The sequence below is a fragment of the Psychrosphaera aestuarii genome (assembly GCF_017948405.1).
Lineage (GTDB): Bacteria > Pseudomonadota > Gammaproteobacteria > Enterobacterales > Alteromonadaceae > Psychrosphaera > Psychrosphaera aestuarii.
This window is the reverse complement of the sequence record NZ_CP072844.1, coordinates 2,023,801-2,049,928: the sequence shown is the minus strand read 5'-3', so window position 1 is coordinate 2,049,928 and position 26,128 is coordinate 2,023,801. Positions and strand designations below refer to the sequence as shown.

Below are 26,128 nucleotides of genomic sequence, written 5' to 3'. Positions count from 1 at the left end.
GTCGATGCCTAATAATTTAGATAAAGTAGAGAATATATAATGACTTCAGCAATAAATACTCAAGTAATACAAATTGGTAAAAGTATAGAACTAGCGAACGATAAGCCGTTTGTATTATTTGGAGGCATGAATGTATTAGAGTCTAGAGATCTAGCGTTAAAGATTGCAGAGACTTATAAAGATGTTACAACCAAACTTGGTATTCCTTATGTTTTTAAAGCAAGCTTTGATAAAGCCAATCGTTCGTCGGTTAACTCGTATAGAGGGCCTGGCTTAGAAGAAGGGCTTAAAATTTTTGAAGAAATTAAGACGCAATTTGACCTTCCTATCATTACTGACGTCCATGAACCGCATCAAGCTAAACCGGTTGCCGAGGTTGTCGATATTATTCAGCTACCAGCGTTTCTTGCACGTCAAACTGACCTTGTTGTCGCGATGGGTAAAAGCAACGCCATTATAAATGTTAAAAAGCCACAATTTTTAGCACCACATGAAATGAAGCATATAATTAAAAAGTTTCATGAGTCAGGTAATGACAAAATTATTCTTTGTGAGCGTGGCAGTCAATTTGGATATAACAATCTAGTTGTTGATATGTTGGGTATGGACGACATGAAACGAATGGCTCCAGTTATGTTTGACGCGACTCACGCCTTACAAAGACCAGGAGGTAGAACTGACTCAGCTGACGGACGTAGAGCACAGGCTGCGGAATTAGCGAGAAGCGGAATGGCATTGGGACTGGCTGGGTTATTTATTGAAGCGCATCCTAATCCAAATGAAGCGCTTTGCGATGGACCATGTGCATTACCGCTAGCTAAACTGGAGGGTTTTTTGACTCAAATGAAGCAAGTTGACGACTTAATTAAATCTTTTCCTCCGTTAGACACATCTGCAAACGATCTTTAATTGTTGATGCTGGTAAAGAGCCTAACGTAGGCTCTTTCAATTAAATTTGCCTTATTGCTACTAGACTTAGATAATAACGACATTATGATTTCTTAAATGGAAAGTCTCACTATGTCATCTATCGTTATTTCGGGTACTGGTTTATTTACCCCTCCTCATAAGATATCAAACCAAGAGTTGGTGGATGTTTTAAATCAATATGCTGACCAATTTAATGAAGAAAATAAATTGGCTATCGAAGCTGGAACGGTTGAAGAAAAAAAGCGTTCGAGTGTAGAATTTATTGAAAAGGCATCTGGCATCAAGTCGCGTTATGCGATGGTTAAAGAAGGTATTACTGACCTAAGTGTCTTGCATCCAAAAATGCAGAAAAACTTGCCAGACGAGCCACCAGAGATGGTTTTAATGGCAGTAGAGGCTGCCAAACAAGCGTTAACCAATGCCAATAAAAATGCAGCTGACATTGACTTAGTTATCCTTGGTTCCTCTAGTATGCAACGTGCCTATCCTGCCTTATCGGTTGAAGTACAACAAATACTAGGGGCGTCAGGTTTCGCTTTTGATATGAATGTTGCTTGTTCAACGGCAACCTTTGCCATTATAAATGCCTATAATGCCCTGTTGGCGGGGACCGCAAAATGTGTATTGGTCGTTAATCCAGAGTTTACTACCCCGCAACTCGATTATACAAACCGCGATAGTCATTTTATTTTTGGTGATGTTGCTACAGCCGTTATTCTAGAAAAGCAAGAAACTGCAACATCTGCCCAGCAGTTTCGTATTGTATCAACCGATCAAATTACACAATTCTCAAATAATATTCGATGTAACCATAGTTATGTTGATCATTGTTATGATGAATTACCAGAAGATAACGCTTATTTTTATCAAGAAGGGCGAAAAGTCTTTAAGGAGTTACTACCTATTGTAACTTCAACAATATCTAGTCATTTAGATAAAAATAACTGGCAAGTAAGCGATGTTAAACGCATGTGGTTACATCAAGCAAACATCAACATGAATCTGTTTGCCGCTAAAAAATTACTTGGCAGAGAGCCTGAGTTTTTAGACGCACCATTAGTTTTAGATGAATATGCAAACACGGCATCAGCAGGTTCGATAGTGGCATTACACAAATATAAAGATGATTTTGTTACTGGTGATAAAGGCATTTTGTGTAGCTTTGGTGCTGGTTATTCAGTTGGCTGTATTAGCTTAGAGTGCGTTTAAAATAGACTAAAACTGTATAAATAAAATTCTGTTGAACGGGTGCCAAAAGGCAGAAAAATATCTACCTAATTTAATTTGACTTTTTACTCTAAAGTTTATTAAAGTGGCGCCGTCGACAAAGTTCGATATGTTGCATAAAGCAACGTCAGAAGAGGTGCGGTGTTTAGGTAATAAGTAGGAGAGGTCTCAACCTTAATGAATACTTATGAGGGAAATATCGCCGAGGACAACACTTATTGAGAAGAGGGTTGTTCGGCCGTTTAGATTGATTTCTAGCGGTTGTCACCGAAATGGTGGAGCGCTTCTGGCCAGTAAGTCACTAGTGTTTCACTTATCCTCTTATTGTGCCTGATCCCTCCCCAAAACTTATTTTTAGATTTGGGAATTGTATGTCATTAAACCTACCTTTAACTGTTGCCAAGTTTGGCGGAACTAGCCTTAAAGATCATGCAGCAATGTTACGCTGCGCAGATATTGTGCTTTATAATCCGTCTATCAGAGTGGTTGTTGTTTCTGCGTCAGCAGGTGTAACTAATATGCTCGTAGAGCTCGCATCACGTGAAACAAGCGTAAGTCAATCAAATCAGTTAATTGCTGATATTAGACAGGTTCAATATTCAATAATTGAACCGTTATCGGATAAGCTCGAAAGCAGATTGTATATCGATAACCAATTGGACTTACTTAAAGACTTAGCAAAAGAAATCCAAGTGCAATATAGCCTAAAGCTAGCAGATGAAATTCTTGCCTTTGGAGAAAGACTTTCAAGTTATATATTCACTAAAATACTGATTGAGCAAGCAAATACAAAGTCAACTAGTGTAAAAATATCGTGTATTGATGCTCGAGAAATTATTGCGACAGATAGTCGTTTCAGTCACGCTAGACCAGACTTACAAGCCATAAAGGCAAATACAGACGTGAAATTGTCGCCGCATTTGGCTGACAATCTGTATGTTACACAGGGCTTTGTAGGCCAAGATCAATTTGGTAATACAACCACACTCGGCCGCGGCGGTTCCGACTTTTCGGCGGCACTATTGGCCGAAGCGGTAAGTGCAGATACATTGCAAATATGGACAGATGTCGCGGGAATATACTCGTCAGACCCGAGAATTGTGACTAATGCAAAACCAATCAAAACTATTAGCTTTAATGAGGCCGCCGAACTTGCGACATTTGGAGCAAAAGTATTACACCCGGCAACATTACTCCCTGCTATACGTGCCCAAATCGATGTCTTTGTTGGTTCGAGTCAATCTCCAGAAGCCGGAGGAACTAAATTAACAAATCAAATATCGACCTCGGGTATACGGGCAATTGCATTACGTGAAAACCAAACATTGGTAACCTTAACAAGCCCTAATATGTTATTGGCGAGTGGTTTTTTAGCACGTGTTTTTGCAATTTTGGCAAAGTATGAATTGTCTGTAGATTTAATAACAACGTCAGAAATTTCCGTTGCTTTGACATTAGATAACGTAAACGGTAGTGACGAAAACGAAAATATTCTACCTCACGCCTGCATTATTGAATTAGAGGATTTTTGTGGTGTAGCTATCGAAAAACAACTATCGCTGATCGCTGTTATTGGAAATCATACTGCGCAACATGATAGTCAATCCACCACCGGCCATTTATTTAGCTCTTTGAGTAAACACAAAATAAGAATGATCTGCCATGGTGCGAGTAAGCATAATATTTGTTTTTTGGTTAAGCAAAGTGATGCCAAAGAGATTGTAGCAAGTATTCATGATCAGATATTTGGATGAAGGTTGTTTAAAATGAAGATGACTAAAGAGCTGCTTACACTAAATCAGGATATAGCCGGTCAAGAGATTGGTATTCCTGTATACCATATAGACAGTGGCAGTAATGAAAACCCGACGGTTTATATTCAGAGTGCTGTTCACGCCGCCGAAATGCAGGGTAGCGCTGTTATCTACCAACTAATAAAGATGCTACCTAAATTGAAATTGCAAGCCAATTTTATTTTAGTGCCAAACTGCAATCCTTTTGGACGCACGCAAAGAGCAGGAGAGTATCTACAAGGGCGTTTTGATGCAACAACGGGGAACAATTGGAACCGTTTTTATTATTATCATAAAAATATAGCGAAACAGTTTATTTCGTCACTTAAAATTAAAGAATTAGTGGCTGGCGAGTATTCGTCGCTAGACCTGCGAAGTAAATTTAGACAATACTTAAAAGAATCAATTGTACATTCGATTAATAGTGAGTGGGGAGTAAATACGGCTCAATACCTTAATTATAAGCTACAGTTATTGGCCGCCAATGCCGACTATGTTATCGACCTCCATACAGGGCCATCATCAACCAGACATATATATAGTCCAGACTTTTTAATTGATGATGCGTTACATTTTAATATCGAAAATATTATTTCTATTCCACCTAGTTTCGCAGGTGCATTGGATGAGGCCAGTTTTACGCCTTGGATAGACTTAGGCAATACGTTGAAAGAATATGGAATCGAGTTTAACTATAGAGTAAAGGCGTTCACAGTTGAGCTTGGCTCTCAAGAGAATATCTGTTTAACGCAAGCTTTTGATGATATGGCTGGTATTGTTAATTATATGAGATCACAACAGTTGGTTGCCGGTGGGCCAGGCATTGTCAAAAAAGCAATAACGGTTACGCCATTAACAAATTACAAAACGCTATTTTCAAAACATGCAGGCATGGTAGAGTATTTAGCTAAAGCGGGTGACCGTGTTTTGCAAGGGCAGACGATCGCTCGAGTATTAAATTCTTTGGAGTTTGATAGTGACTTAGGCTTAGTTAATATAACTGCGCCAAGCTCCGGTATTGTCATACTTCATTATCCATCAGCCGCAGTCCAAGTTGGGACACAACTTTACAAAATTGCGGTTGACGAAAATTAGAAGGTTAACTTTATGAAGGTTAGTTTTATAGGCTTGGGTGTAATGGGCTTTCCAATGGCAGGGCATTTAGTAAAAGCAGGACATGATGTAACTGTTTATAACCGCACTGAATCAAAAGCTGAGGCATGGGCCGAAAAGTTTAAAGGCGAATATAAGTCAACGCCCAAACTAGCAGTACAAGATTCGAGTATTGTGTTTATTTGTGTTGGCAACGATGCCGATCTCAAGGAGGTCATGTCTGGCGAAGAGGGAGTTTTAGCTGGCACAAAACCAGGTTGTGTTATTGTCGATCACACAACAACTTCCGCTGATATCGCAAGAGAATTGTCTTCTGTTTGTTTGGCAAAGGGTTTGTCATTTATAGATGCGCCGGTTTCAGGCGGTCAAGCGGGGGCAGAAAATGGCCAGCTAACGGTTATGGCTGGAGGTAATTCAGAGAGCTTTACAAAAGTAGAGCCAGTTATAAAAAGCTTTGCAAAATTTACCAAATTGATGGGTGAATCAGGCGCTGGACAATTAACAAAAATGGTTAACCAAATTTGCATTGCAGGTGTGGTGCAAGGCATTGCGGAAGGTTTACACTTTGCTCGCTCAGCAGGTTTAAATGGGGTTGATGTTGTCGAAGCAATATCAAAAGGAGCTGCTGGGAGCTGGCAAATGGATAATCGTCATGAAACTATGTGGAAAGGTGAGTATGACTTTGGTTTTGCTGTGGACTGGATGAGGAAAGATTTAGGCATTGCTCTTGATGAAGCTAGACGCAATGGCTCACAATTACCGCTCACAGCGCTAGTTGATCAGTTCTATTCTGAAGTGCAAGCGCTTGGCGGACAACGATGGGATACTTCTAGCCTATTGGCAAGACTAGAAGCGTTTAGATAAGCAATTAAAACAGCAGGCTAAACTTTGTATTTATCAATAAATGAATGCAAGATAATAGCCTGCTTTGAAATATCTTCACTACTTGCCGCATTTTCCTTAGCGCGTTGAAACGAGTTATCGGCAACATCACGAATCGCCACTACGTTTTGATTTACCTCTTCGGCTACCTTACTTTGCTGCTCGATTGCGGTGGCAATTTGAGTATTCATATCCATAATAGATTTTACATCTTCCGTGATTGAAATTAATTTTTCACCGGCTTCAGACGCCCGTAATGTTGATGTTGAACCTTGCTCTTGACATTGATCTATAACACTAACAATATCGTTAATTCTATTTTGCAATGACGTAACTATCGTTTCGATTTCTTTTGTTGAGTCTTGAGTACGCATTGCTAACGTTCTTACTTCGTCCGCTACCACGGCAAAACCACGACCATGTTCGCCAGCTCGAGCGGCTTCAATAGCAGCATTTAACGCAAGTAAGTTAGTTTGCTCAGCGATACCTCTAATAACATCAAGCACAGAACCTACGTTTTTACTTTCTTCGGCTAACGCATTTACATCATTCACTGCGGTGTCTAGCTTATCGGATAAAAAGTTGATGCTCTCAATCGTCATGTTTACTTGTTGTGAACCTTGTTCGGCATTTTCGTTACTGCTTAATGCTTTTCGAGCTGCATCCTCGGTGTTCGTGACGATTTCTTTAATTGTTGCTCCCATTTCCGTCACCGCAGCGGCGACCGACTCTGTTTCTCTTAATTGAATATCTAAAGAATTTTGATTGTCATTCGAATTAGAGACAAGGGATGTGGTTGCACTATCTAACGTTTTTACGGCCCTGTTGACCCGTAAAATTAATTCTCTAAAGTCTAAAATTAAAGAATTGAACTGGCGACCCATTTCAGAAACCTCGTCATTACCGTCAAAGTTAGAGTCTCCAGTCAAGTCATTGTTCTGCCTAACATTATCAATGGTAGTAGATATTTGATTAATAGGGTTAAGTACCTTTCTGCTCGTCACAAATGTGGATGACATAATTACTACTATAAGGATAATGAATAGAATAAAACCAAACAATTGAGTTTGTAACTGAGCATCAGCAATATTCTTCGTAATTGTACTTTCCATTGCATTCTGAGTGACTTTAAGCTTTTGTTTCGCATCAAGAAGTTGTTTTCTGACCCCACCATCTTGATTTAAACCAATCTTTGTTTGAGCGTCTACTAGGTTATTAAACTTAACTTGGTAGTCGCTTAGTAATGTCGATATTTTGCTTTTTAATGAATCGTCGAGGTTTTCATTCTTTAAATTTTTACTCAGTTTAGCTATTCCGTCGTTAAACTTGTCTAAATACTTTATATCGTTGCGAAGCATAAAGTCTTTTTCAGCACGGCGTAATTGAAGCATATCCACTAAAAGCACATTATTATCCTGGGCTTTTAGAATCGTCTCAATATTGTGAACCGACGCACGTAGTTCACCATAAAGGCCGTCCTTTGGGTTTAATCCAATAACTTGTTGCAAGGCAACGAGTGTTTCGAATTGTTTTTTGTATTCTTCGAGGGCAAGGGTAAAGCGGTTTATTTCTACTGTGCTAAATGACTCGTTTTGTAACAGACTGATAAATTGAACTTTATTCTGTGCAATTTTAACTTGCAGAGCCTCAAAATTATCCAGGTGTGCTAGGTCTTTTGACTGAAGAAACACTTTCTCCTCAATATCTGACTGCATGATATGTCGATTAATGTTATCTATATACTGAACTGCGGAGGCAAACTGTTCGTTTTTGTAGTTAGAGAATAGTAAAAGAATAAGTAACAGAACCATCCCGGACGCGACCAAAACAGCATTGATGAGGAGTTTCTGCTTAATACTCGTGCCCATACTAATTTTCATATTAAAATCCTAAATAAACAAAATGAACTGCTCTCTAGATAAAGTTAGACGAATATCAGTATTTGGCAAAAATTAATGGTTAAATGATAGTGTTCTCCGGGCATTATCTAAAATAATACCGGTTGCCATTGCAACATTGAGTGATTCAGACGCACCAAAAGATGGAATAGTTACTTTTTGGCTAATTAAAGCTTCTATTTCATTACTAATACCATGGGACTCATTGCCCATTACAATAATAGCGTTTGTGTTAAATTTGCATGAATGAACGCTTTCGCCATTTAAAAAAGCACCAAAGATAGGTTGGGTTACTTTCGATAGGAAATGAACCAAGTCAACTCTATGAGTTTTAACTCGAGTAAAAGCGCCCATTGTTGCACTTATTGTTTTGGGGTTGTATACATCGGCGGTGCGTTCACTTAGTAATATATCTGACACACCGTACCAATCAGCAAGACGGATAATAGTGCCTAAATTACCTGGATCATTAACATCATCTAGTGCCAATACTAAGCCATTTAATTGGCAAGGCATTGAAAAACGTGGTTGCTCCACAATGGCAAGCGCATCCTGGTTAGTAGTAATCGTACTAACCTGGCTTAATTGTTCAGCATCAATGTTAGTTACATTAACACCGGTTAGTAAATGACTATGTTTTGTACTAAATGTGTCAGTAGCAAAAAGGTCTACAATATTGAGTTCTGAATTCAATAATTCTACGACATTTTTTTCGCCTTGGACTAAAAACTCCTGACTTAGGCGACGTTGTTTTTTAGTAGATAATGCTTTGATGCGCTTTACTTGTTTTTTTGAAATCATGGTAATCTAGTCAGCATAAGAAAGAGTAGATTTTAACACCAATTCCCACCCGTTTCATTGCTCTTGTTTACAATTTAGTACGAAGTGTAAGCAACTCTGGAAAGAAGCTAATCTCTAGCGCTTTTTTTAAGAACGCCACACCTGACGAACCGCCCGTACCTTGCTTATTACCTATAATACGTTGCACAGTATACATGTGTTTAAAACGCCAGTTTTGGAATGAGTCCTCTATGTCCATGAGCTTTTCGGCTAACTCATAAAGCTCAAAATGTTGTTCGGCATTTTGATAAACATTGACCCAAGCGTTTAAGACGGATTCGTTTTCTTGATAAGGGTTGTTATAGTCGCGATTTAGAACGTGCGCATCTAACGTAAAGCCTCGTTTAGCCATTATTTTTATGACCACATCATAAAGGCTTGGAGAGTTCGATAGTTGAGTAAGTTCTTTGTGAACTACCTCATTTGCAGCATGTACCTTTATCAAATCTTTATTTTTATTTCCGAGCATAAACTCAATTTTACGGTATCCGTAAGACTGAAATCCCGAAGACTGGCCTAAATCATCTCGAAATTTTAAATAGTCAACGGGGGTGAGTGTAGAAAGTATATTCCATGACTGGGTAAGTTGAAGGAAAATCTGTTTTACTCTAGATATAACTTTAAATGCTGGGCCAAATTGTTCACTTTCGATAAAAGTTATTGCCGCGGATAATTCATGTCCAGCTAGTTTCAACCATAATTCACTTGCTTGATGAATTACAATAAAGAGCATTTCATCATGCTCGCTACTAATAGGATGTTGTGCAGTTAGTATTTGATTTAAGTTTAGATAGTCGCCATAAGACATGCTGTCTTTGAAGTCGGTATGGATTGACTCTTCTAACGGGCGAAAGTTATTCTGATGAGGGCAACTCATTATATTTATCTCTAATCAATGTCATTGCCAAAAGGTTACCACAAAGGAGGTTAAAAGCTGTAGTCTGAGCGAGTGTTTATTGTTTGCTAACCAAAGATTTCGGGATCCTAAACGAAAAACAACTGCCTTGATTTAGCTTGCTCGTGATTTCAAGTTTAGAGTTATGGTTGGCTAGTGCATGTTTTACAATTGATAAGCCTAAACCAGCGCCACCGGTTTTTCTTGTTCTGGCTTCATCCACTCGATAAAAGCGTTCAGTTAACCGAGGAATATGATTCGTTTCAATACCAACACCATCGTCAGTGACAGAAAATTTAGCTTTTCCAGACTGAGTCATCTCCCAGCAAATATGAATATTACCGTTAACAGGTGTATACCTAATAGCATTAAAAACTAAATTAGAAAAAGCGCTCCGTAATTCTGACTCGTTGCCTTTCATCATTAAAGAAGGGGTTATGTCGGCAGTAATCTTATGCTGATTAGCCGATAAGCTAATGGCTTCCTCTACTAATAATTCAAGTATTTTTGGAATGTTTATAATGCTAACTTCATCAAGAGGCGTTTGGCGTTCCATTTTAGACAACGATAACAATTGTGAAACAAGCTCATCCATTCGTGTGGTTTGTTCAACCATCATAGTATGCGCTTTATTCCACATCGCTGAGTCAATATCGTCTAACTCCTCGGTCATTTCAAGGTATCCGCGCATCACGGTTAACGGCGTTTTTAATTCATGTGAAACGTTTGCGATAAAGTCTTTTCGCATCTGTTCTAGCTGATGTAATTCTGTAATGTCTCGTACAATAAGTGTCCACTTGTCAGACTCAAAGGGCACAACTCTAATTTCATAAACATCAGTATCGTTTGTAGGAGAAGGAATTTCTAGAGGTTCTTGGTATGCTTGGTCGTCTAAGTAATCAATAAATTCAGGCATGCGAATTAAGTTATCAATACGTATGCCTTTGTCAGCGGGCCATTTTAGGTTCAACATTTTTTGGGCAATTTTATTACACCAAAAAATTCGTCGTTCTTTGTCGTAAATTACAACACCATCTGGTAACGCTTCCGCTCCTAAACGAAAGCGACGGACTAACGTCGTTAATTCGTTTCGCTTTTTTACGTTTCTACGTTGTTGTGTGTAGATTCCTTCAAATACATTTGACCAAATACCGAGTGCTTTAGGTGGATATATACCACGTTGTTCCCAAAGCCATTTACTCAGCTTTAACAATTGGTAGTAATGTGTAAACAGCATGATGACACAAAATAATATAGTCGCACTAAAGTAGTAGCCTAACGCCTGACCTATAATAGCGAAAGGCGCATACATCCAAAGTAGACGAATAATGATTTGCCAAATGGAAGGCTTTTTATACATACAGTTAAATTAGTCCGTGCGAGTTGAAAATCGATATCCTGAACCACGTACGGTTTGTATCAACTTGTCATGTGTTTCTAACGCTTTACGAAGGCGTCTGATATGCACATCTACGGTTCGATCTTCAACGTAAGTGTTTGTCCCCCAGACATTATCTAACAATTGGTCGCGACTGTATACACGCTCTTGGTGAGTCATGAAAAAGTGCAAAAGTTTAAATTCCATCGGGCCTAAGTGGAGCTCTTTACCATCTACAGTTACTCGGTGGCTAATTGGGTCAAGTCTCAATCCTACTATCTCGATTGGGTCATCGGTAGCGGTAGGTTGCGTTCTTCTTAATACGGCTTTAATTCGCGCAATAAGTTCTTTTGGCGAAAATGGTTTAGTAATATAGTCATCGGCACCAACTTCTAAACCTTGGATTTTATCATCCTCTTCACTTCGGGCGGTGAGCATAATAATAGGTATCGATTTGTGAGAGTCAGACTGTTTAAGTTTTTTCGCGACTTGGATCCCACTCATATTTGGTAACATCCAGTCCAGTAGGATTAGCGCCGGAGACTCATGTAACAGTGCCTGTTGGGCATCGGTGTAGCTTTCTTTTGCGATAACAGAATAGCCATTTTGTTCTAGAACAAAGGTTAGCATTTCTCTAATTGCGAACTCATCTTCAATGATTAATATTTTACTCGACATAAAGGTATCTACCAATTTGGGTTCTTGTCTATAGTTCGACTTTTATTATTAACGCTAAATGTGACGGAATTATTACAAAATAAATTTAGTTTTAACATTTTAGTGACCATGTCGCGATTGTCGATAAATCGATGGTGAAATACCCATAATGCTTTTAAACAGTCGCGAAAAATAATAAGGATCTTCAAACCCGAGTGTTTTTGCAACACTATTAATTGGAATATCAGTTGAGTCTAGAAGTTTGCAAGCTCGTTGTATCTTTAGCTCCAGAAAGTACTTTATAGGGCTATTGCCCATCATATGTTGAAACTTTTTCGCAAAGTAAAACTTCGACAAGCCAAAGTACTTGGCCATGTCATTCAAATTTAATAGGCGATCAATATTGTTATCAAAGTAAACATGAATTGAATGCGCAGACAAATTTCTATTTGTTGATAACGAAACTATTGGTCTTTGTAATGTCATTAAACTGAAAATTTTCTTTAACATATTTGACGCCACAAAAAATCGATTGAGTTGGTAACCCAAATGCCTCGATTCCATGAGTTGCTTAAATTCATTAATAACGATTTGTGGCTCCGTTAAAGTCATGTGTAGATTGTTGCCGTCTATGCCAATAATATCCATGAACTCATCAAACATATGACCGTCAACATGTGCCCAATAGATTGACCAAGGATCTTTTACACTTGCTTTATAACGATGTGAATAACCCTTTGGTAGAAAAATCACATCATTACTATTCATCTGATAGGTTTTCTTACCTACCGTGACACTGCCACTGCCATTTACACAGCAAAGAATTAAATTATCATCATGATCTGATCTCGTAATTTCATGACCAATTGCTTTTTCATAATAGCCAAAGGCAAGTGGTAAAAGGCCTCGAGATAACGAGCTAAGCTGTAGTTGTTTAATCATTGGCTTTGGCACTAGAAACCTTACACTCGATTTAGGTAAGGGCCAATTAGAAGTTACGCTCATATACAATATTTTAATCGCTTATTTGTACCAAGATAGTCCATCAAAAAAGCAATTTAATCAATTTCTTTCAATGATTTTGTTTGCTTTAATGGCTGTAATCTCAAAAGCGACCACAATAAAATTTATAAAATGGTCACATAATTATTTTAAGAGGCAATGTCATGAAACAGGTTCCTTTATACATAAACGGTGAGTGGGTTGAGTCAAAGTCTACTCGTTTAATTGATGTTACAAATCCAGCGACACAAGAAGTTATTGCCCAAGTGCCTGCTGCAACGCCATCAGAAATGGATGCGGCAATTGCAAGTGCCAAAGAGACATTTAAGACTTGGAAAGAAGTGGCTATTTCAGAGCGAGCGCGAGTCATGATGCGTTATGCCCATTTATTAAAAGAACACCAAGAAGAATTAGCAGGCATTATTTGTGAGGAATTAGGCAAAACACATGAAGATGCTATGGGTGATGTATGGCGAGGAATAGAAGTAGTAGAACATGCGGCTAATATTCCATCTATGATGATGGGCGAAACAGTAGAAAACGTAGCCCGTAACATAGATACATATAGTTATACCCAGCCGTTGGGTGTGTGTGTCGGTATTACGCCATTTAATTTCCCTGCAATGATTCCATTATGGATGTTTCCATTGGCGGTAGCTTGCGGTAACACATTTATACTTAAACCATCAGAGCAAGACCCTCTATGTCCAACACGTTTAGTTGAGTTATTTGAAGAAGCTGGCGCTCCAAAAGGCGTTTTACAGGTCGTGCATGGTGATAAAGAGCAAGTGGATCGTCTTCTGCACGAGCCTGAAGTAAAAGCAATTTCGTTTGTTGGTTCTGTAGGCGTAGGCCAGTACATATACAAAACAGGTACTGACAACATGAAGCGTGTTCAAGCCTTCTTAGGTGCGAAAAACCATATGGTTGTTATGCCAGACGCTAACAAAAATGCAGTGATAAATAATATTGTAGGTGCGTCTGTTGGTGCTGCAGGTCAACGTTGTATGGCCATTTCTGTTGCTGTATTTGTTGGAGAGGCGAAAGAGTGGATTCCTGAAATTCGTGAAAAACTTGCTTCGGTTCGACCAGGACATTATTCAGATCCAGAAGCCGCTTACGGCCCACAAATTACGCCTCAAGCAAAACAGCGCATCGAAGGCCTGATTGAACAAGGTAAAAAAGAAGGTGCCAACTGTGTTTTAGATGGTTCTAATTGCAAGGTTGAAGGTTACCCTAACGGAAACTGGGTTGGCCCAACTATGTTTACTGACGTTAGTGCAGATATGGAAATTTATAAACAAGAAATATTTGGCCCAGTATTTTTAACAATGAATGTAGATACGCTTGATGATGCCATTGAGCTTATAAATAACAATCCGTATGGTAATGGTACGTCTATCTTTACTTCCTCAGGTGGTGCCGCTCGCAAATATCAACACAATATTGAAGTCGGTCAAGTCGGTATCAATATTCCAATTCCAGTGCCACTGCCATTTTTCTCGTTTACAGGTTGGAAGGGTTCATTTGCTGGTGATCAGCATGCATACGGTAAACAAGCGGTTAAGTTTTATACTGAAACAAAGACAATTACAGCACGTTGGTTTGAAGACGATGTTGCGGCTGCTGCCGGACCAAATATGTCTATCACGCTGAAGTAATCGTGAACCAATAAAATTACCTAGAGTGACACAAACATAAAAATAAAACGCTTATTAACGATAAGACGTATAAATGTGTCACTCGGCTTAAATGTCAAATATCAAATACAAGGGTCAAACATGAATTTTGAATTAAATGATGATCAACGTGCATTTATCGATTTAGCTAAACAGTTTTCAGATGCAGAGCTCGCGCCACACGCAGCAAAGTGGGATGCAGAACATATTTTCCCTAAAGATGTTATGCAAAAAGCGGGTGAGTTAGGTTTTTGTGGGTTGTATTCACCAGAAGAAGCCGGTGGTATGGGCTTGTCTCGTCTAGACTCTTCGTTAATATTTGAAGAATTGTCCAAAGGCTGCACAGCAACGACGGCTATGTTAACAATTCATAATATGGCGACCTGGATGATAGCAACCTGGGGAACTGAAAAGATTAAAGATGCGTGGTGTCCAGGTCTTGTTATGGGTGAGCAGTTAGCCTCTTATTGTTTAACTGAACCTGGATCCGGATCGGATGCTGCCTCGTTACGCACATCTGCAAAAATAGACGGCGACGAGTATGTAATTAATGGCTCTAAAATGTTTATTTCAGGTGCAGGCGAAACAGATGTTTTAGTCGTAATGGTTCGCACTGGCGGTGAAGGGCCAAAAGGCATCTCTGCAGTAGTAGTTCCAGCAGATGCTGAAGGGGTGATTTATGGAAAAGCGGAAGAAAAGCTAGGCTGGAATGCTCAGCCTACCAAATTAATTACCTTTGATAACGTTCGTGTTCCAGTAGAAAACCTACTGGCAAGTGAAGGTGAAGGATTTTCTTTAGCAATGAAAGGGTTGGACGGTGGTCGAATTAATATAGCGACGTGTTCTGTTGGTACAGCACAGCAAGCATTAGAAACCGCAAAAGATTATATGCAAGAACGAGTTCAATTTGGTAAACCTCTGGCGGCGTTTCAAGCTTTACAATTTAAACTAGCGGATATGGCAACTGAGCTTGTAGCCGCAAGGCAAATGGTAAGGTTAGCCGCATTTAAACTTGATAACGGCGATCCAGAAGCTACCGCATATTGTGCAATGGCGAAGCGCTTTGCAACCGATATCGGCTTTCAGGTGTGTAATGAGGCACTACAAATTCATGGTGGTTATGGTTACATCAAGGAGTATCCGTTAGAACGTCATTTTAGAGACGTTAGAGTGCATCAAATCCTCGAAGGAACTAACGAAATCATGCGTTTAATCATTGCTCGTCGTTTACTCGATGAAGCCGCTGCAGATATCTTATAACGGAGAGTGAAATGTCTTCATTACTAAAATTGACTATTTCTGAGCATATAGCATTAATCACATTTAATAATCCTCCTGCTAATACTTGGACTTTTGAAAGCTTATCTGAGCTAAAGCTGATGGTTGAGGAGTTAAATAACAACAAGTCTGTATATGCTTTGGTATTAACAGGTCAGGGCGATAAGTTTTTTTCAGCTGGCGCTGATTTAAATGTGTTCGCCGATGGCGATAAAGGTGTTGCGTCGGATATGGCAAGAGTATTTGGTGCTGCTTTTGAATCTTTGCGGGATTTTAATGGTGTGTCAATTGCAGCGATTAACGGTTATGCAATGGGGGGCGGCCTTGAAGTCGCTCTTGCATGTGATATTCGTATTTGTGAAGAACAAGCACAGTTAGCTTTACCAGAAGCTAAGGTTGGCTTGTTGCCATGTGCAGGTGGAACTCAAAATTTAGCTTGGTTAGTTGGTGAGGGCTGGGCAAAACGCATGATACTGTGTGGTGAGCGAATTAATGCAGATAAAGCTGAAAAAATAGGTTTAGTTGAAGAAGTAGTACCAACGGGCAAGTCCTTAGAGGCTGCCATGGAACTTGCGAAACAAACTGCTGCGCAAAGTCCGAGTTCTATTACAGCGTGTAAATCATTAATTCAGGCTGGTCGTAATGGTTCTATTAATAGTGCATTACCACTAGAACGTGAGCTATTTGTCGCGCTCTTTGATACTAAAGATCAAAAAGAAGGTGTAAATGCGTTTTTAGAAAAACGTGCTCCTGTTTGGTTAAATGAATAAAGGAATCGCAATGACAAACCCTGTATTATTTAAGACATTAGAATCTGTAAACGATAAAAAAATTGCGGTGGCGACACTTAACTCTGAAAAGTCACTAAATGCATTAAGCTTAGAAATGGTTGAGTTGCTATATTCACAACTAGTATCTTGGCAAGACGATGACTCTATTGCCATCGTCATGCTGGAAGGAGCGGGTGAAAAAGCCTTTTGCGCCGGTGGTGATGTAGTACAGCTATATAATGCTGCAAAAGAAGCGGGTTCAGGTAACGTAGCTCAAGACGTAGAAACGTTTTTTGCAAAAGAATACAAGTTAGACCATCTGATTCACGTTTATAAAAAGCCTATTTTATTGTGGGGACATGGCATAGTGATGGGAGGTGGTTTAGGTCTGCTAGCTGGCGCTAGTCATCGTGTTGTCACAGAAAAGTCCAGAATTGCAATGCCGGAGATAACAATTGGCTTATATCCAGATGTCGGTGGTAGTCATTTTTTAAACAAGATGCCTGATGGCTGTGGTTTGTTTCTTGGACTTACAGGTGCATCTATAAACGCAGCGGATGCTAAATATGTTCAACTAGCCGATCACTTTGTTTCCGCTGATCAAAAACAAACGCTAGTAGAAGAGTTACTACTTATAAACTGGGGTAATACGGTTGCTTTAAATCGTCAAAAACTTACCGATTTATTGAAAACCTTTGAAGACAACAGTAAATCACAAAAACCAGTAGGTAATATCGCTAAGTTTGTGGACTTCATGACTGCCTTGAATAACTGCGATTCAGCAAATTCAGCCATAGTAGACATATTAGACTTTAAGACAGACGATAAATGGTTTAATAAGGCACAGGCGTCTCTTGCGCACGGCAGTCCATTGAGTGCAAAGTTAATATTTAAACAAATAAAGGAAGGGCAAAGTCTAACACTAGCATCCGCTTTTAGAATGGAGCTAGGTTTATCCGTTAAGTGCGCATCGGACGGAGATTTCCCAGAAGGCGTAAGAGCTCTATTGATAGATAAAGATAATTCACCCTCTTGGAAGTATGCCACTATTCATGATGTTCCTGATGACGTTGTAGATTCATTTTTTGTATCAATCTGGGATGCAAAGTCGCATCCACTTAATTCTTTATAATGTAAAGGAAGACCTAATGAAAAAGATTAGTTTTTTTGGACTAGGTAATATGGGTGGCCCTATGGCGGCCAATCTAGTCAAAGCAGGATACGAAGTTTGTGTTTACGACCTAGTTCCTTCAGCTGTTCACGAACTAGTGGGCTTAGGGGCGAAGGCAGCTGACACGCCTGAAGCTGTAGTGGCGGATGCAGATATTATTATTTCAATGTTGCCAGCAGGAAAGCATGTAGCAAGTCTTTATAAGAGTTTAATTGGCCCAGCAGACCAGCCGAATAGATATTTAAAGAAAGGTGCGCTAGTAATCGACTGCTCAACAATTGATGCTGCAACTATTAAAGCACTTTATATTGAATTAAATAATATTGATGTAGGTTGTATTGACGCACCTGTTTCTGGAGGAGTTGCTGGCGCAACGAATGGCACCCTTAGCTTTATGGTTGGTGGCCAATTAGAGCAGTTCAGCGCAGCTAAACCTATATTAGAAGTAATGGGTAAAAATATTTTCCATGCTGGTGAAGTTGGTGCAGGTCAAATAGCGAAAGTTTGTAATAACATGCTATTGAGCATTTTAATGGTTGGCACTTCAGAGGCTTTACAGCTTGGTATAGATAATGGACTAGATCCAAGTAAGTTATCCGAAATCATGTCAAACAGCTCAGGAAGTAACTGGACCTTGGACGTTTACAACCCGTGCCCTGGAGTTTCAGAGTCAGTTCCATCAAGTAATGATTACAAGCCTGGCTTTATGACTAACCTAATGCTTAAAGACTTAGGTTTAGCTATGGATACTGCCATCGCTTCTGGCTCGTCGACACCAATGGGAGCGTTAACAAGAAATTTATACGCTTTACATCAAAAATCGGGTAACGGTGAATTAGACTTTTCTAGTATTTTTAAGCAGTTTAGTCAAAAGTAGCCTTTTAACCGCTATACAGTAAGTTTGAATAGCTAATTTGTAAGCAATTGGATGGTGTTCAGTAGGGGATATCCTTATTAGGTGTTGTTTTTCGTTTCTAAAGACTCCGCTATTAAGATAAATGGCAATTAGCTTGGTATTTAGTTAGCTGTATAACTAACCTAGTTGCCTTTACTAGCCTACGTTAAATGGTTTGTAGCGAAAAAAAAGTAAAAATGGTTTGCTTAATAAACGTTTTGTACAATACTTAATCATTCGAGCGCTTTTTAGCGAAATATTTGCAATTAGTGCTTGCGCTATTTCTAAAACTCCCTAAAATGCGTCCTCGTTGTCAGGGAGACATCAAACGGCTTGAAACGTTAAGTAAAGGTGGTTTGATTTGACTCAAAACGGTTTAGAAAACTTCTTCAAAAAAACGAAAAAGATTTGATAAAAACGTTGACAACAAATTAGGGAAGTGTAGAATGCGCATCCCGGTTGAGACAAGGTCTCGACCAAGAGCAGAAAGGCTCTGAACGTTCTTTAACAATTTGTAATTAATTATTTGTGTGGGCACTCCGATGAGTAGTAACAAAACACACTAAGGTTCTTCTTCGGAAGGCAGCTTAGTACTTGTAACTATCAATTGAGTGTCTGAACGAAATTTATTTGAACAGAATTCAATGGGTAGCGATTAAACTTTTAAGTGAAGAGTTTGATCATGGCTCAGATTGAACGCTGGCGGCAGGCCTAACACATGCAAGTCGAACGGTAACATTTCTAGCTTGCTAGAAGATGACGAGTGGCGGACGGGTGAGTAATGCTTGGGAATTTGCCTTTAGGTGGGGGACAACAGTTGGAAACGACTGCTAATACCGCATGATAGCTACGGCTCAAAGGGGGCTTCGGCTCCCGCCTTTAGAGAAGCCCAAGTGGGATTAGGTAGTTGGTGAGGTAAAGGCTCACCAAGCCGACGATCCCTAGCTGGTCTGAGAGGATGATCAGCCACACTGGAACTGAGACACGGTCCAGACTCCTACGGGAGGCAGCAGTGGGGAATATTGCACAATGGGCGAAAGCCTGATGCAGCCATGCCGCGTGTGTGAAGAAGGCCTTCGGGTTGTAAAGCACTTTCAGCGAGGAGGAAAGCTTAGTCGTTAATACCGGCTAGGTGTGACGTTACTCGCAGAAGAAGCACCGGCTAACTCCGTGCCAGCAGCCGCGGTAATACGGAGGGTGCGAGCGTTAATCGGAATTACTGGGCGTAAAGCGTACGCAGGCGGCCATTTAAGTCAGATGTGAAAGCCCCGGGCTCAACCTGGGAACTGCATTTGAAACTGGATGGCTAGAGTGCGACAGAGGGTGGTAGAATTTCAGGTGTAGCGGTGAAATGCGTAGAGATCTGAAGGAATACCAATGGCGAAGGCAGCCACCTGGGTCGACACTGACGCTCATGTACGAAAGCGTGGGTAGCAAACAGGATTAGATACCCTGGTAGTCCACGCCGTAAACGATGTCTACTAGCAGTTTGACTCTTAAGAGTTGTCTTGCGCAGCTAACGCATTAAGTAGACCGCCTGGGGAGTACGGCCGCAAGGTTAAAACTCAAATGAATTGACGGGGGCCCGCACAAGCGGTGGAGCATGTGGTTTAATTCGATGCAACGCGAAGAACCTTACCATCTCTTGACATCCATAGAATTTAGCAGAGACGCTTTAGTGCCTTCGGGAACTATGAGACAGGTGCTGCATGGCTGTCGTCAGCTCGTGTTGTGAAATGTTGGGTTAAGTCCCGCAACGAGCGCAACCCTTATCCTTAGTTGCCAGCACGTAATGGTGGGAACTCTAAGGAGACTGCCGGTGACAAACCGGAGGAAGGTGGGGACGACGTCAAGTCATCATGGCCCTTACGAGATGGGCTACACACGTGCTACAATGGCAAGTACAAAGGGTTGCGAACTCGCGAGAGTAAGCGGATCCCATAAAGCTTGTCGTAGTCCGGATTGGAGTCTGCAACTCGACTCCATGAAGTCGGAATCGCTAGTAATCGTGGATCAGAATGCCACGGTGAATACGTTCCCGGGCCTTGTACACACCGCCCGTCACACCATGGGAGTGGGCTGCAAAAGAAGTAGGTAGCTTAACCTTCGGGAGGGCGCTTACCACTTTGTGGTTCATGACTGGGGTGAAGTCGTAACAAGGTAGCCGTAGGGGAACCTGCGGCTGGATCACCTCCTTATAAACGAAGTTACACCTTCAGAGTGTTCACACAAATAATTAATTACGAATAATGAGCGAGAAAGCTGCAAGCTGTTAGCTGCATTCGAGAGTTTGTAGCATAAACGATAGGCCTGTAGCTCAGCTGGTTAGAGCGCACCCCTGATAAGGGTGAGGTCGGCAGTTCAAGTCTGCCCAGGCCTACCAAATCTTCGATTTGGACCAACGTTTTAATGACGTGACTTCAGTATGGGGCTATAGCTCAGCTGGGAGAGCGCTTGATTTGCATTCAAGAGGTCCGCGGTTCGATCCCGCGTAGCTCCACCATACTGACACTCAGTTTCTCGATTCAAAACCCTAAACCATACACATTGTAGTGAGTGTGCATCGTTTAGAGTTTTTTATAAACTCATGCTCTTTAACAATTTGGAAAGCTGATAAAAAAATAAGGTAAACATTATTGTTTATTTATTTGTTATTCAACAACTAAAAAAATAATTTTGATTATCACTGTAAGAGAAAACTCAAGCGTTATTTATGTCAGGTTCTTGGTCTTATACAAACCAAGTAACCAATAAATATGACACATAAACTGCGACTGAATTTGCGAGAGCATTTAAGGTTGTATGGTTAAGTGAATAAGCGTATACGGTGGATGCCTTGGCAATTGGAGGCGATGAAGGACGTGTTAATCTGCGATAAGTCTGGTTAAGGTGATAAAAACCGTTATAAACCAGAATTTCCGAATGGGGAAACCCACCCTTTTTAGGGTATCGTATAGTGAATACATAGCTATGCGAAGCGAACCCGGAGAACTGAAACATCTAAGTACCCGGAGGAAAAGAAATCAACCGAGATTTCCTAAGTAGCGGCGAGCGAACGGGAAACAGCCGAATCAGCATGGTTTAGTGGAATGCTCTGGAAAGTGCAACGATAGTGGGTGATAGTCCCGTACACGACAAGCCATGTTGGACATATTAAGTAGGTCGGGGCACGAGAAACCTTGACTGAAGATAGGGGGACCATCCTCTAAGGCTAAATACTCCCAATTGACCGATAGTGAACCAGTACCGTGAGGGAAAGGCGAAAAGAACCCCTGTGAGGGGAGTGAAATAGAACCTGAAACCGTATACGTACAAGCAGTAGGAGCAGACTTGTTCTGTGACTGCGTACCTTTTGTATAATGGGTCAACGACTTATATTTTGTAGCAAGGTTAACCGAATAGGGGAGCCGTAGGGAAACCGAGTCTTAACTGGGCGAATAAGTTGCAAGGTATAGACCCGAAACCCGGTGATCTAGCCATGGGCAGGTTGAAGGTTGAGTAACATCAACTGGAGGACCGAACCCACTAACGTTGAAAAGTTAGGGGATGACCTGTGGCTAGGAGTGAAAGGCTAATCAAACCGGGAGATAGCTGGTTCTCCCCGAAATCTATTTAGGTAGAGCCTCGGACGAATACTTACGGGGGTAGAGCACTGTTTGGGCTAGGGGGCCATCCCGGCTTACCAACCCCATGCAAACTCCGAATACCGTAAAGTAATATCCGGGAGACACACGGCGGGTGCTAACGTTCGTCGTGGAGAGGGAAACAACCCAGACCGCCAGCTAAGGTCCCAAAGTTTATGCTAAGTGGGAAACGATGTGGGAAGGCTTAGACAGCTAGGAGGTTGGCTTAGAAGCAGCCACCCTTTAAAGAAAGCGTAATAGCTCACTAGTCGAGTCGGCCTGCGCGGAAGATGTAACGGGGCTAAGCATAACACCGAAGCTGCGGTAGCGTAATTTATTACGCTAGGTAGGGGAGCGTTCTGTAAGTGGCTGAAGGTGCATTGAGAAGTGTGCTGGACATATCAGAAGTGCGAATGTTGACATGAGTAACGATAATGGGGGTGAAAAACCCCCACGCCGAAAGACCAAGGGTTCCTATCCCATGCTAATCAGGGTAGGGTAAGTCGGCCCCTAAGGCGAGGCAGAAATGCGTAGTCGATGGGAAACAGATTAATATTTCTGTACTTTTAATCATTGCGATGGGGGGACGGAGAAGGCTAGGTGAGCACGGCGATGGTTGTCCGTGTGAAAGTATGTAGGTAGGCTGCTTAGGTAAATCCGGGCGGCTAATACTGAGATACGAGACGAGTCACTAAGGTGATGAAGTCATTGATGCCATACTTCCAGGAAAAGCCTCTAAGCTTCAGATGATTAAGAACCGTACCCCAAACCGACACAGGTGGTCAGGTAGAGAATACTAAGGCGCTTGAGAGAACTCGGGTGAAGGAACTAGGCAAAATGGTACCGTAACTTCGGGAGAAGGTACGCCCACATTAGGTGAAGATACTTGCTATCGGAGCTGAAGTGGGTCGCAGTGACCTGGTGGCTGCAACTGTTTATTAAAAACACAGCACTCTGCTAAATCGAAAGATGACGTATAGGGTGTGACACCTGCCCGGTGCCGGAAGGTTAATTGATTGGGTTATCCTCGGAGAAGCTCATGATCGAAGCCCCGGTAAACGGCGGCCGTAACTATAACGGTCCTAAGGTAGCGAAATTCCTTGTCGGGTAAGTTCCGACCTGCACGAATGGTGTAATGATGGCCACGCTGTCTCCACCCGAGACTCAGTGAAATTGAAATCGCAGTGAAGATGCTGTGTACCCGCGGCTAGACGGAAAGACCCCGTGAACCTTTACTACAGCTTGACACTGAACATTGAGCCTACATGTGTAGGATAGGTGGGAGGCTATGAAACTTGGACGCCAGTTCAGGTGGAGCCATCCTTGAAATACCACCCTTGTATGTTTGATGTTCTAACATTGGCCCCTTATCGGGGTTGTGGACAGTGTCTGGTGGGTAGTTTGACTGGGGCGGTCTCCTCCCAAAGAGTAACGGAGGAGCACGAAGGTTTGCTAAGTACGGTCGGACATCGTACGGTTAGTGTAATGGTAGAAGCAAGCTTAACTGCGAGACAGACACGTCGAGCAGGTACGAAAGTAGGTCATAGTGATCCGGTGGCTCTGTATGGAAGGGCCATCGCTCAACGGATAAAAGGTACTCCGGGGATAACAGGCTGATACCGCCCAAGAGTTCATATCGACGGCGGTGTTTGGCACCTCGATGTCGGCTCATCACATCCTGGGGCTGAAGTCGGTCCCAAGGGTATGGCTGTTCGCCATTTAAAGTGGTACGCGAGCTGGGTTTAGAACGTCGTGAGACAGTTCGGTCCCTATCTGCCGTGGGCGTTGGATGATTGAGAGGGGCTGCTCCTAGTACGAGAGGACCGGAGTGGACGAACCGCTGGTGTTCGGGTTGTCATGCCAATGGCATTGCCCGGTAGCTACGTTCGGAATCGATAACCGCTGAAAGCATCTAAGCGGGAAGCGAGCCTCGAGATGAGTCATCCCTGACAGTTTAACTGTCCTAAAGGGTCGTTGAAGACTACAACGTTGATAGGTAAGGTGTGGAAGTGCTGTGAGGCATTAAGCTAACTTATACTAATTGCCCGTGAGGCTTAACCATACAACGCTTAAGTGTTCTCCTACAGAGACTCAAAATTATTTTGGTTGAATATCCAGCTTTCTGATTGTTAAGACAAATTTTAGTACATTGGTGTATTAACTAGTCGCTCCAAGCCATCCATGGCTACGCGACATAAATACATCCCTGTATGTAACAGCTTTGCCTGGTGGCAATAGCGCTGTGGAACCACCTGACTCCATTTCGAACTCAGAAGTGAAACGCAGCTGCGGCGATGGTAGTGTAGCATTTGCTATGCGAGAGTAGCTCACCGCCAGGCTCCCATACTAACCCCTTGCACCATGTGCGAGGGGTTTTATTTTGCTCTTATTTAAGCCTTAGCCCGAGCAAAACAATTTATACTTGATGGCAATAGCGTTGTGGTACCACCTGACTCCATTTCGAACTCAGAAGTGAAACGCAACTGCGGCGATGGTAGTGTAGCATTTGCTATGCGAGAGTAGCTCACTGTCAAGTCCCCATAAAAAAGCCCGCACTTGTGCGGGCTTTTTGCTTTTAAGGGACGTTATTGGTAATACTTTTTCTCATGAATACGCTTCAATCATTATAGCGCCCTAAAACCTTCCAAGGTAACTATATAGACTGGACGTACAAGTACAACTCTTTCAAAATTGCCATATTCTTTTCATTTCCATCTTGTTTCACTGCACAAGATTCAAGAGCCATCTGGAATTCATCCATTGTTAGATTAGGCTTATCAACGCCATGCATAAGTTTATCTGTTCGATATTGTTGCCACCAATTTGCTTCTGTTTGAGATAGCATAGAAGTAAAGTATCGAGCTTTATATAAGCGCCATAGCTGATTCAATTTTGGGTCTTCAAAACTCACATCAAGCTTCCATTGATCTTCAATTGCGTGTTGATGAATTGTTTTTTTCTGGTGTTGGTCCGCTGTAGACGTAAAACCTTCATATAAACGATATTCGGGGTTACTCTCGACCTCGTATTCTTTTTCGAACGTAAATACATCATTAAGGGCGATTAAAAGCTCAGGGTTGGCTTTTAATGTAGCAAGATTTTTTAAACAGGCTTCCCTGTCTATGCCAAGTCTTTCAGCATTTTCGGGAAGAAGTGTTTTTGCCGGGGCTAAAACAGGACATTTATTTAATTGAACTGTTTTTAGTCCGATCCGCTCCTCACCATTCAGATCGACCGTTTTGGTATACATCTTTGTTGCGAGAGCTTCAGGGCCTAATCCTATTAATGGAGTAGGATCTTTAGTTAGGTCATAAACGATAATTGAATTTTTATTTTTAGGATGAAAACCAATAGGTGCTATCCAAGTTGTGCAACCTTGCCAAGCCGAAAACATGCCTGATGTATGAACAAGCGGAGTTAAACTATAAATATCTATAAGCTCACTGAGTTTATTTTTATCTCTGTGTTCAAATAGAAAGTTGTATAGTTTAGGTTGCTTATTCTTTATCAGCTTAGCAAGTTCAATAGTAGCAATAACATCTGAAAGGGCATCATGCGCAGCACCGTGCTCAATGTTATTTGCCTTTGTCAAAAGTTCTAGGCGAAAGCTTGGTTTACCTTCAGCGTCTACAGGCCAATTAATACCATCTGGCCTTAACGCATAACATGCCCGAACCATATCAAGAATATCCCAGCGCGAGTTATTATTTTGCCAACTGTAGGCATAGGGATCATAAAAGTTTCGATATAAGCCGTACCTGATCATTTCATCGTCAAAGCGGACATTGTTATATCCAATACAAGTTGTATTAGGTTTAGCTATTTCAGTATGAATAAGTTTAAAAAATTCGGGCTCAATTAAACCTTTTTGTAACGTTTTTTGTGGCGTTATACCTGTAATTAAAGCAGCCTCTGGATGAGGTAAATAGTCATTTGGAATCTGACAATACTCTACTAATGGTTCACCAATTATATTAAGGTCTAAATCTGTGCGGACACCAGCAAATTGGCTTGGTTTATCTTTTTTAGGACTAGTTCCCCATGATTCAAAGTCATACCAATATATAGAGGGTTGAGAATGAGACATAATCACCTGT

General features: G+C 41.2%; 17 protein-coding genes, 2 tRNA genes, 4 rRNA genes and 1 riboswitch. Of the genes, 16 read left to right on the top strand and 7 right to left on the bottom strand.

What is annotated here, in order from left to right:
• The first annotated feature begins 51 nt into the window (after positions 1–51).
• The 5 genes from kdsA to J9318_RS09280 all read left to right on the top strand — a co-directional run bounded on the left by kdsA (position 52) and on the right by J9318_RS09280 (position 5,927).
• Complete coding sequence (kdsA, locus tag J9318_RS09300; protein WP_210562422.1) at positions 52–909, top strand: 3-deoxy-8-phosphooctulonate synthase; 858 nt, start codon at positions 52–54, stop codon at positions 907–909.
• Positions 910–1,020: 111 nt separating this feature from the next.
• Positions 1,021–2,139, top strand: a complete 1,119-nt coding sequence (locus J9318_RS09295; RefSeq protein ID WP_210559658.1) for a beta-ketoacyl-ACP synthase III — start codon at positions 1,021–1,023, stop codon at positions 2,137–2,139.
• 141 nt (positions 2,140–2,280) lie between these two features.
• Positions 2,281–2,451, top strand: a riboswitch (Lysine riboswitch).
• Positions 2,452–2,528: 77 nt separating this feature from the next.
• Positions 2,529–3,911 (top strand): lysine-sensitive aspartokinase 3, encoded by a 1,383-nt coding sequence (lysC, locus tag J9318_RS09290; protein ID WP_210559657.1) that lies wholly within the window; start codon positions 2,529–2,531, stop codon positions 3,909–3,911.
• 12 nt (positions 3,912–3,923) lie between these two features.
• Positions 3,924–5,045 (top strand): succinylglutamate desuccinylase/aspartoacylase domain-containing protein, encoded by a 1,122-nt coding sequence (locus J9318_RS09285; protein ID WP_210559656.1) that lies wholly within the window; start codon positions 3,924–3,926, stop codon positions 5,043–5,045.
• A 12-nt stretch (positions 5,046–5,057) separates the two neighbouring features.
• Positions 5,058–5,927: an NAD(P)-dependent oxidoreductase gene (locus J9318_RS09280; protein ID WP_210559655.1), complete on the top strand. Its 870-nt coding sequence runs from the start codon at positions 5,058–5,060 to the stop codon at positions 5,925–5,927.
• A 17-nt stretch (positions 5,928–5,944) separates the two neighbouring features.
• On the opposite strand, the gene J9318_RS09275 is transcribed toward J9318_RS09280, so the two are convergent.
• The 6 genes from J9318_RS09275 to J9318_RS09250 all read right to left on the bottom strand — a co-directional run bounded on the left by J9318_RS09275 (position 5,945) and on the right by J9318_RS09250 (position 12,555).
• Positions 5,945–7,825 carry a methyl-accepting chemotaxis protein gene (locus J9318_RS09275; RefSeq protein WP_210559654.1) on the bottom strand — a complete coding sequence of 627 codons (1,881 nt, stop codon included), beginning with the start codon at positions 7,823–7,825 and terminating at the stop codon, positions 5,945–5,947.
• Between the two features lie 72 nt (positions 7,826–7,897).
• On the bottom strand, positions 7,898–8,644 hold the full coding sequence (locus J9318_RS09270; RefSeq protein WP_210559653.1) for a TrmH family RNA methyltransferase: 747 nt from the start codon (positions 8,642–8,644) through the stop codon (positions 7,898–7,900).
• Positions 8,645–8,711: 67 nt separating this feature from the next.
• On the bottom strand, positions 8,712–9,560 hold the full coding sequence (locus J9318_RS09265) for a tryptophan 2,3-dioxygenase (protein WP_210559652.1): 849 nt from the start codon (positions 9,558–9,560) through the stop codon (positions 8,712–8,714).
• 76 nt (positions 9,561–9,636) lie between these two features.
• Positions 9,637–10,938, bottom strand: a complete 1,302-nt coding sequence (gene phoR / locus J9318_RS09260; RefSeq protein ID WP_210559651.1) for a phosphate regulon sensor histidine kinase PhoR — start codon at positions 10,936–10,938, stop codon at positions 9,637–9,639.
• 9 nt (positions 10,939–10,947) lie between these two features.
• Entirely contained in the window at positions 10,948–11,634 is a 687-nt protein-coding gene (gene phoB, locus J9318_RS09255) for a phosphate regulon transcriptional regulator PhoB (protein WP_210559650.1), read from the bottom strand.
• Between the two features lie 99 nt (positions 11,635–11,733).
• Positions 11,734–12,555, bottom strand: a complete 822-nt coding sequence (locus tag J9318_RS09250; RefSeq protein WP_210559649.1) for an AraC family transcriptional regulator — start codon at positions 12,553–12,555, stop codon at positions 11,734–11,736.
• Between the two features lie 224 nt (positions 12,556–12,779).
• Between J9318_RS09250 and J9318_RS09245 the strand changes: the two genes are divergently transcribed.
• The 11 genes from J9318_RS09245 (at position 12,780) to rrf (J9318_RS09195) (ending at position 24,567) form a co-directional block, all read left to right on the top strand.
• Complete coding sequence (locus tag J9318_RS09245; protein WP_210559648.1) at positions 12,780–14,276, top strand: CoA-acylating methylmalonate-semialdehyde dehydrogenase; 1,497 nt, start codon at positions 12,780–12,782, stop codon at positions 14,274–14,276.
• Between the two features lie 120 nt (positions 14,277–14,396).
• A complete protein-coding gene (locus tag J9318_RS09240) occupies positions 14,397–15,554 on the top strand; it encodes an acyl-CoA dehydrogenase family protein (protein WP_210559647.1) in 1,158 nt (385 codons plus the stop codon).
• 11 nt (positions 15,555–15,565) lie between these two features.
• The gene (locus J9318_RS09235) at positions 15,566–16,342 is read left to right on the top strand and encodes an enoyl-CoA hydratase (RefSeq protein WP_210559646.1); all 777 of its coding nucleotides are present in this window, start codon (positions 15,566–15,568) and stop codon (positions 16,340–16,342) included.
• Positions 16,343–16,352: 10 nt separating this feature from the next.
• On the top strand, positions 16,353–17,474 hold the full coding sequence (locus tag J9318_RS09230) for an enoyl-CoA hydratase/isomerase family protein (protein ID WP_210559645.1): 1,122 nt from the start codon (positions 16,353–16,355) through the stop codon (positions 17,472–17,474).
• Between the two features lie 16 nt (positions 17,475–17,490).
• On the top strand, positions 17,491–18,390 hold the full coding sequence (mmsB, locus tag J9318_RS09225) for a 3-hydroxyisobutyrate dehydrogenase (protein WP_210559644.1): 900 nt from the start codon (positions 17,491–17,493) through the stop codon (positions 18,388–18,390).
• Between the two features lie 682 nt (positions 18,391–19,072).
• A 16S ribosomal RNA gene (locus J9318_RS09220) occupies positions 19,073–20,606 on the top strand.
• A gap of 108 nt (positions 20,607–20,714) precedes the next feature.
• Positions 20,715–20,791: transfer RNA gene (locus tag J9318_RS09215), tRNA-Ile, on the top strand.
• Positions 20,792–20,835: 44 nt separating this feature from the next.
• A tRNA-Ala gene (locus tag J9318_RS09210) sits at positions 20,836–20,911 on the top strand.
• A 301-nt stretch (positions 20,912–21,212) separates the two neighbouring features.
• Positions 21,213–24,093: ribosomal RNA gene (locus tag J9318_RS09205) — 23S ribosomal RNA — on the top strand.
• Positions 24,094–24,255: 162 nt separating this feature from the next.
• A 5S ribosomal RNA gene (gene rrf / locus J9318_RS09200) occupies positions 24,256–24,370 on the top strand.
• 82 nt (positions 24,371–24,452) lie between these two features.
• Positions 24,453–24,567 (top strand): 5S ribosomal RNA (rrf, locus tag J9318_RS09195).
• Together the 16S, 23S and 5S rRNA genes with 2 tRNA genes alongside form the textbook arrangement of a ribosomal RNA operon.
• Before the next feature lie 117 nt (positions 24,568–24,684).
• Here rrf (J9318_RS09195) and sbcB read toward each other — a convergent pair.
• Complete coding sequence (gene sbcB, locus J9318_RS09190) at positions 24,685–26,118, bottom strand: exodeoxyribonuclease I (RefSeq protein ID WP_210559643.1); 1,434 nt, start codon at positions 26,116–26,118, stop codon at positions 24,685–24,687.
• Positions 26,119–26,128: the final 10 nt, after the last annotated feature.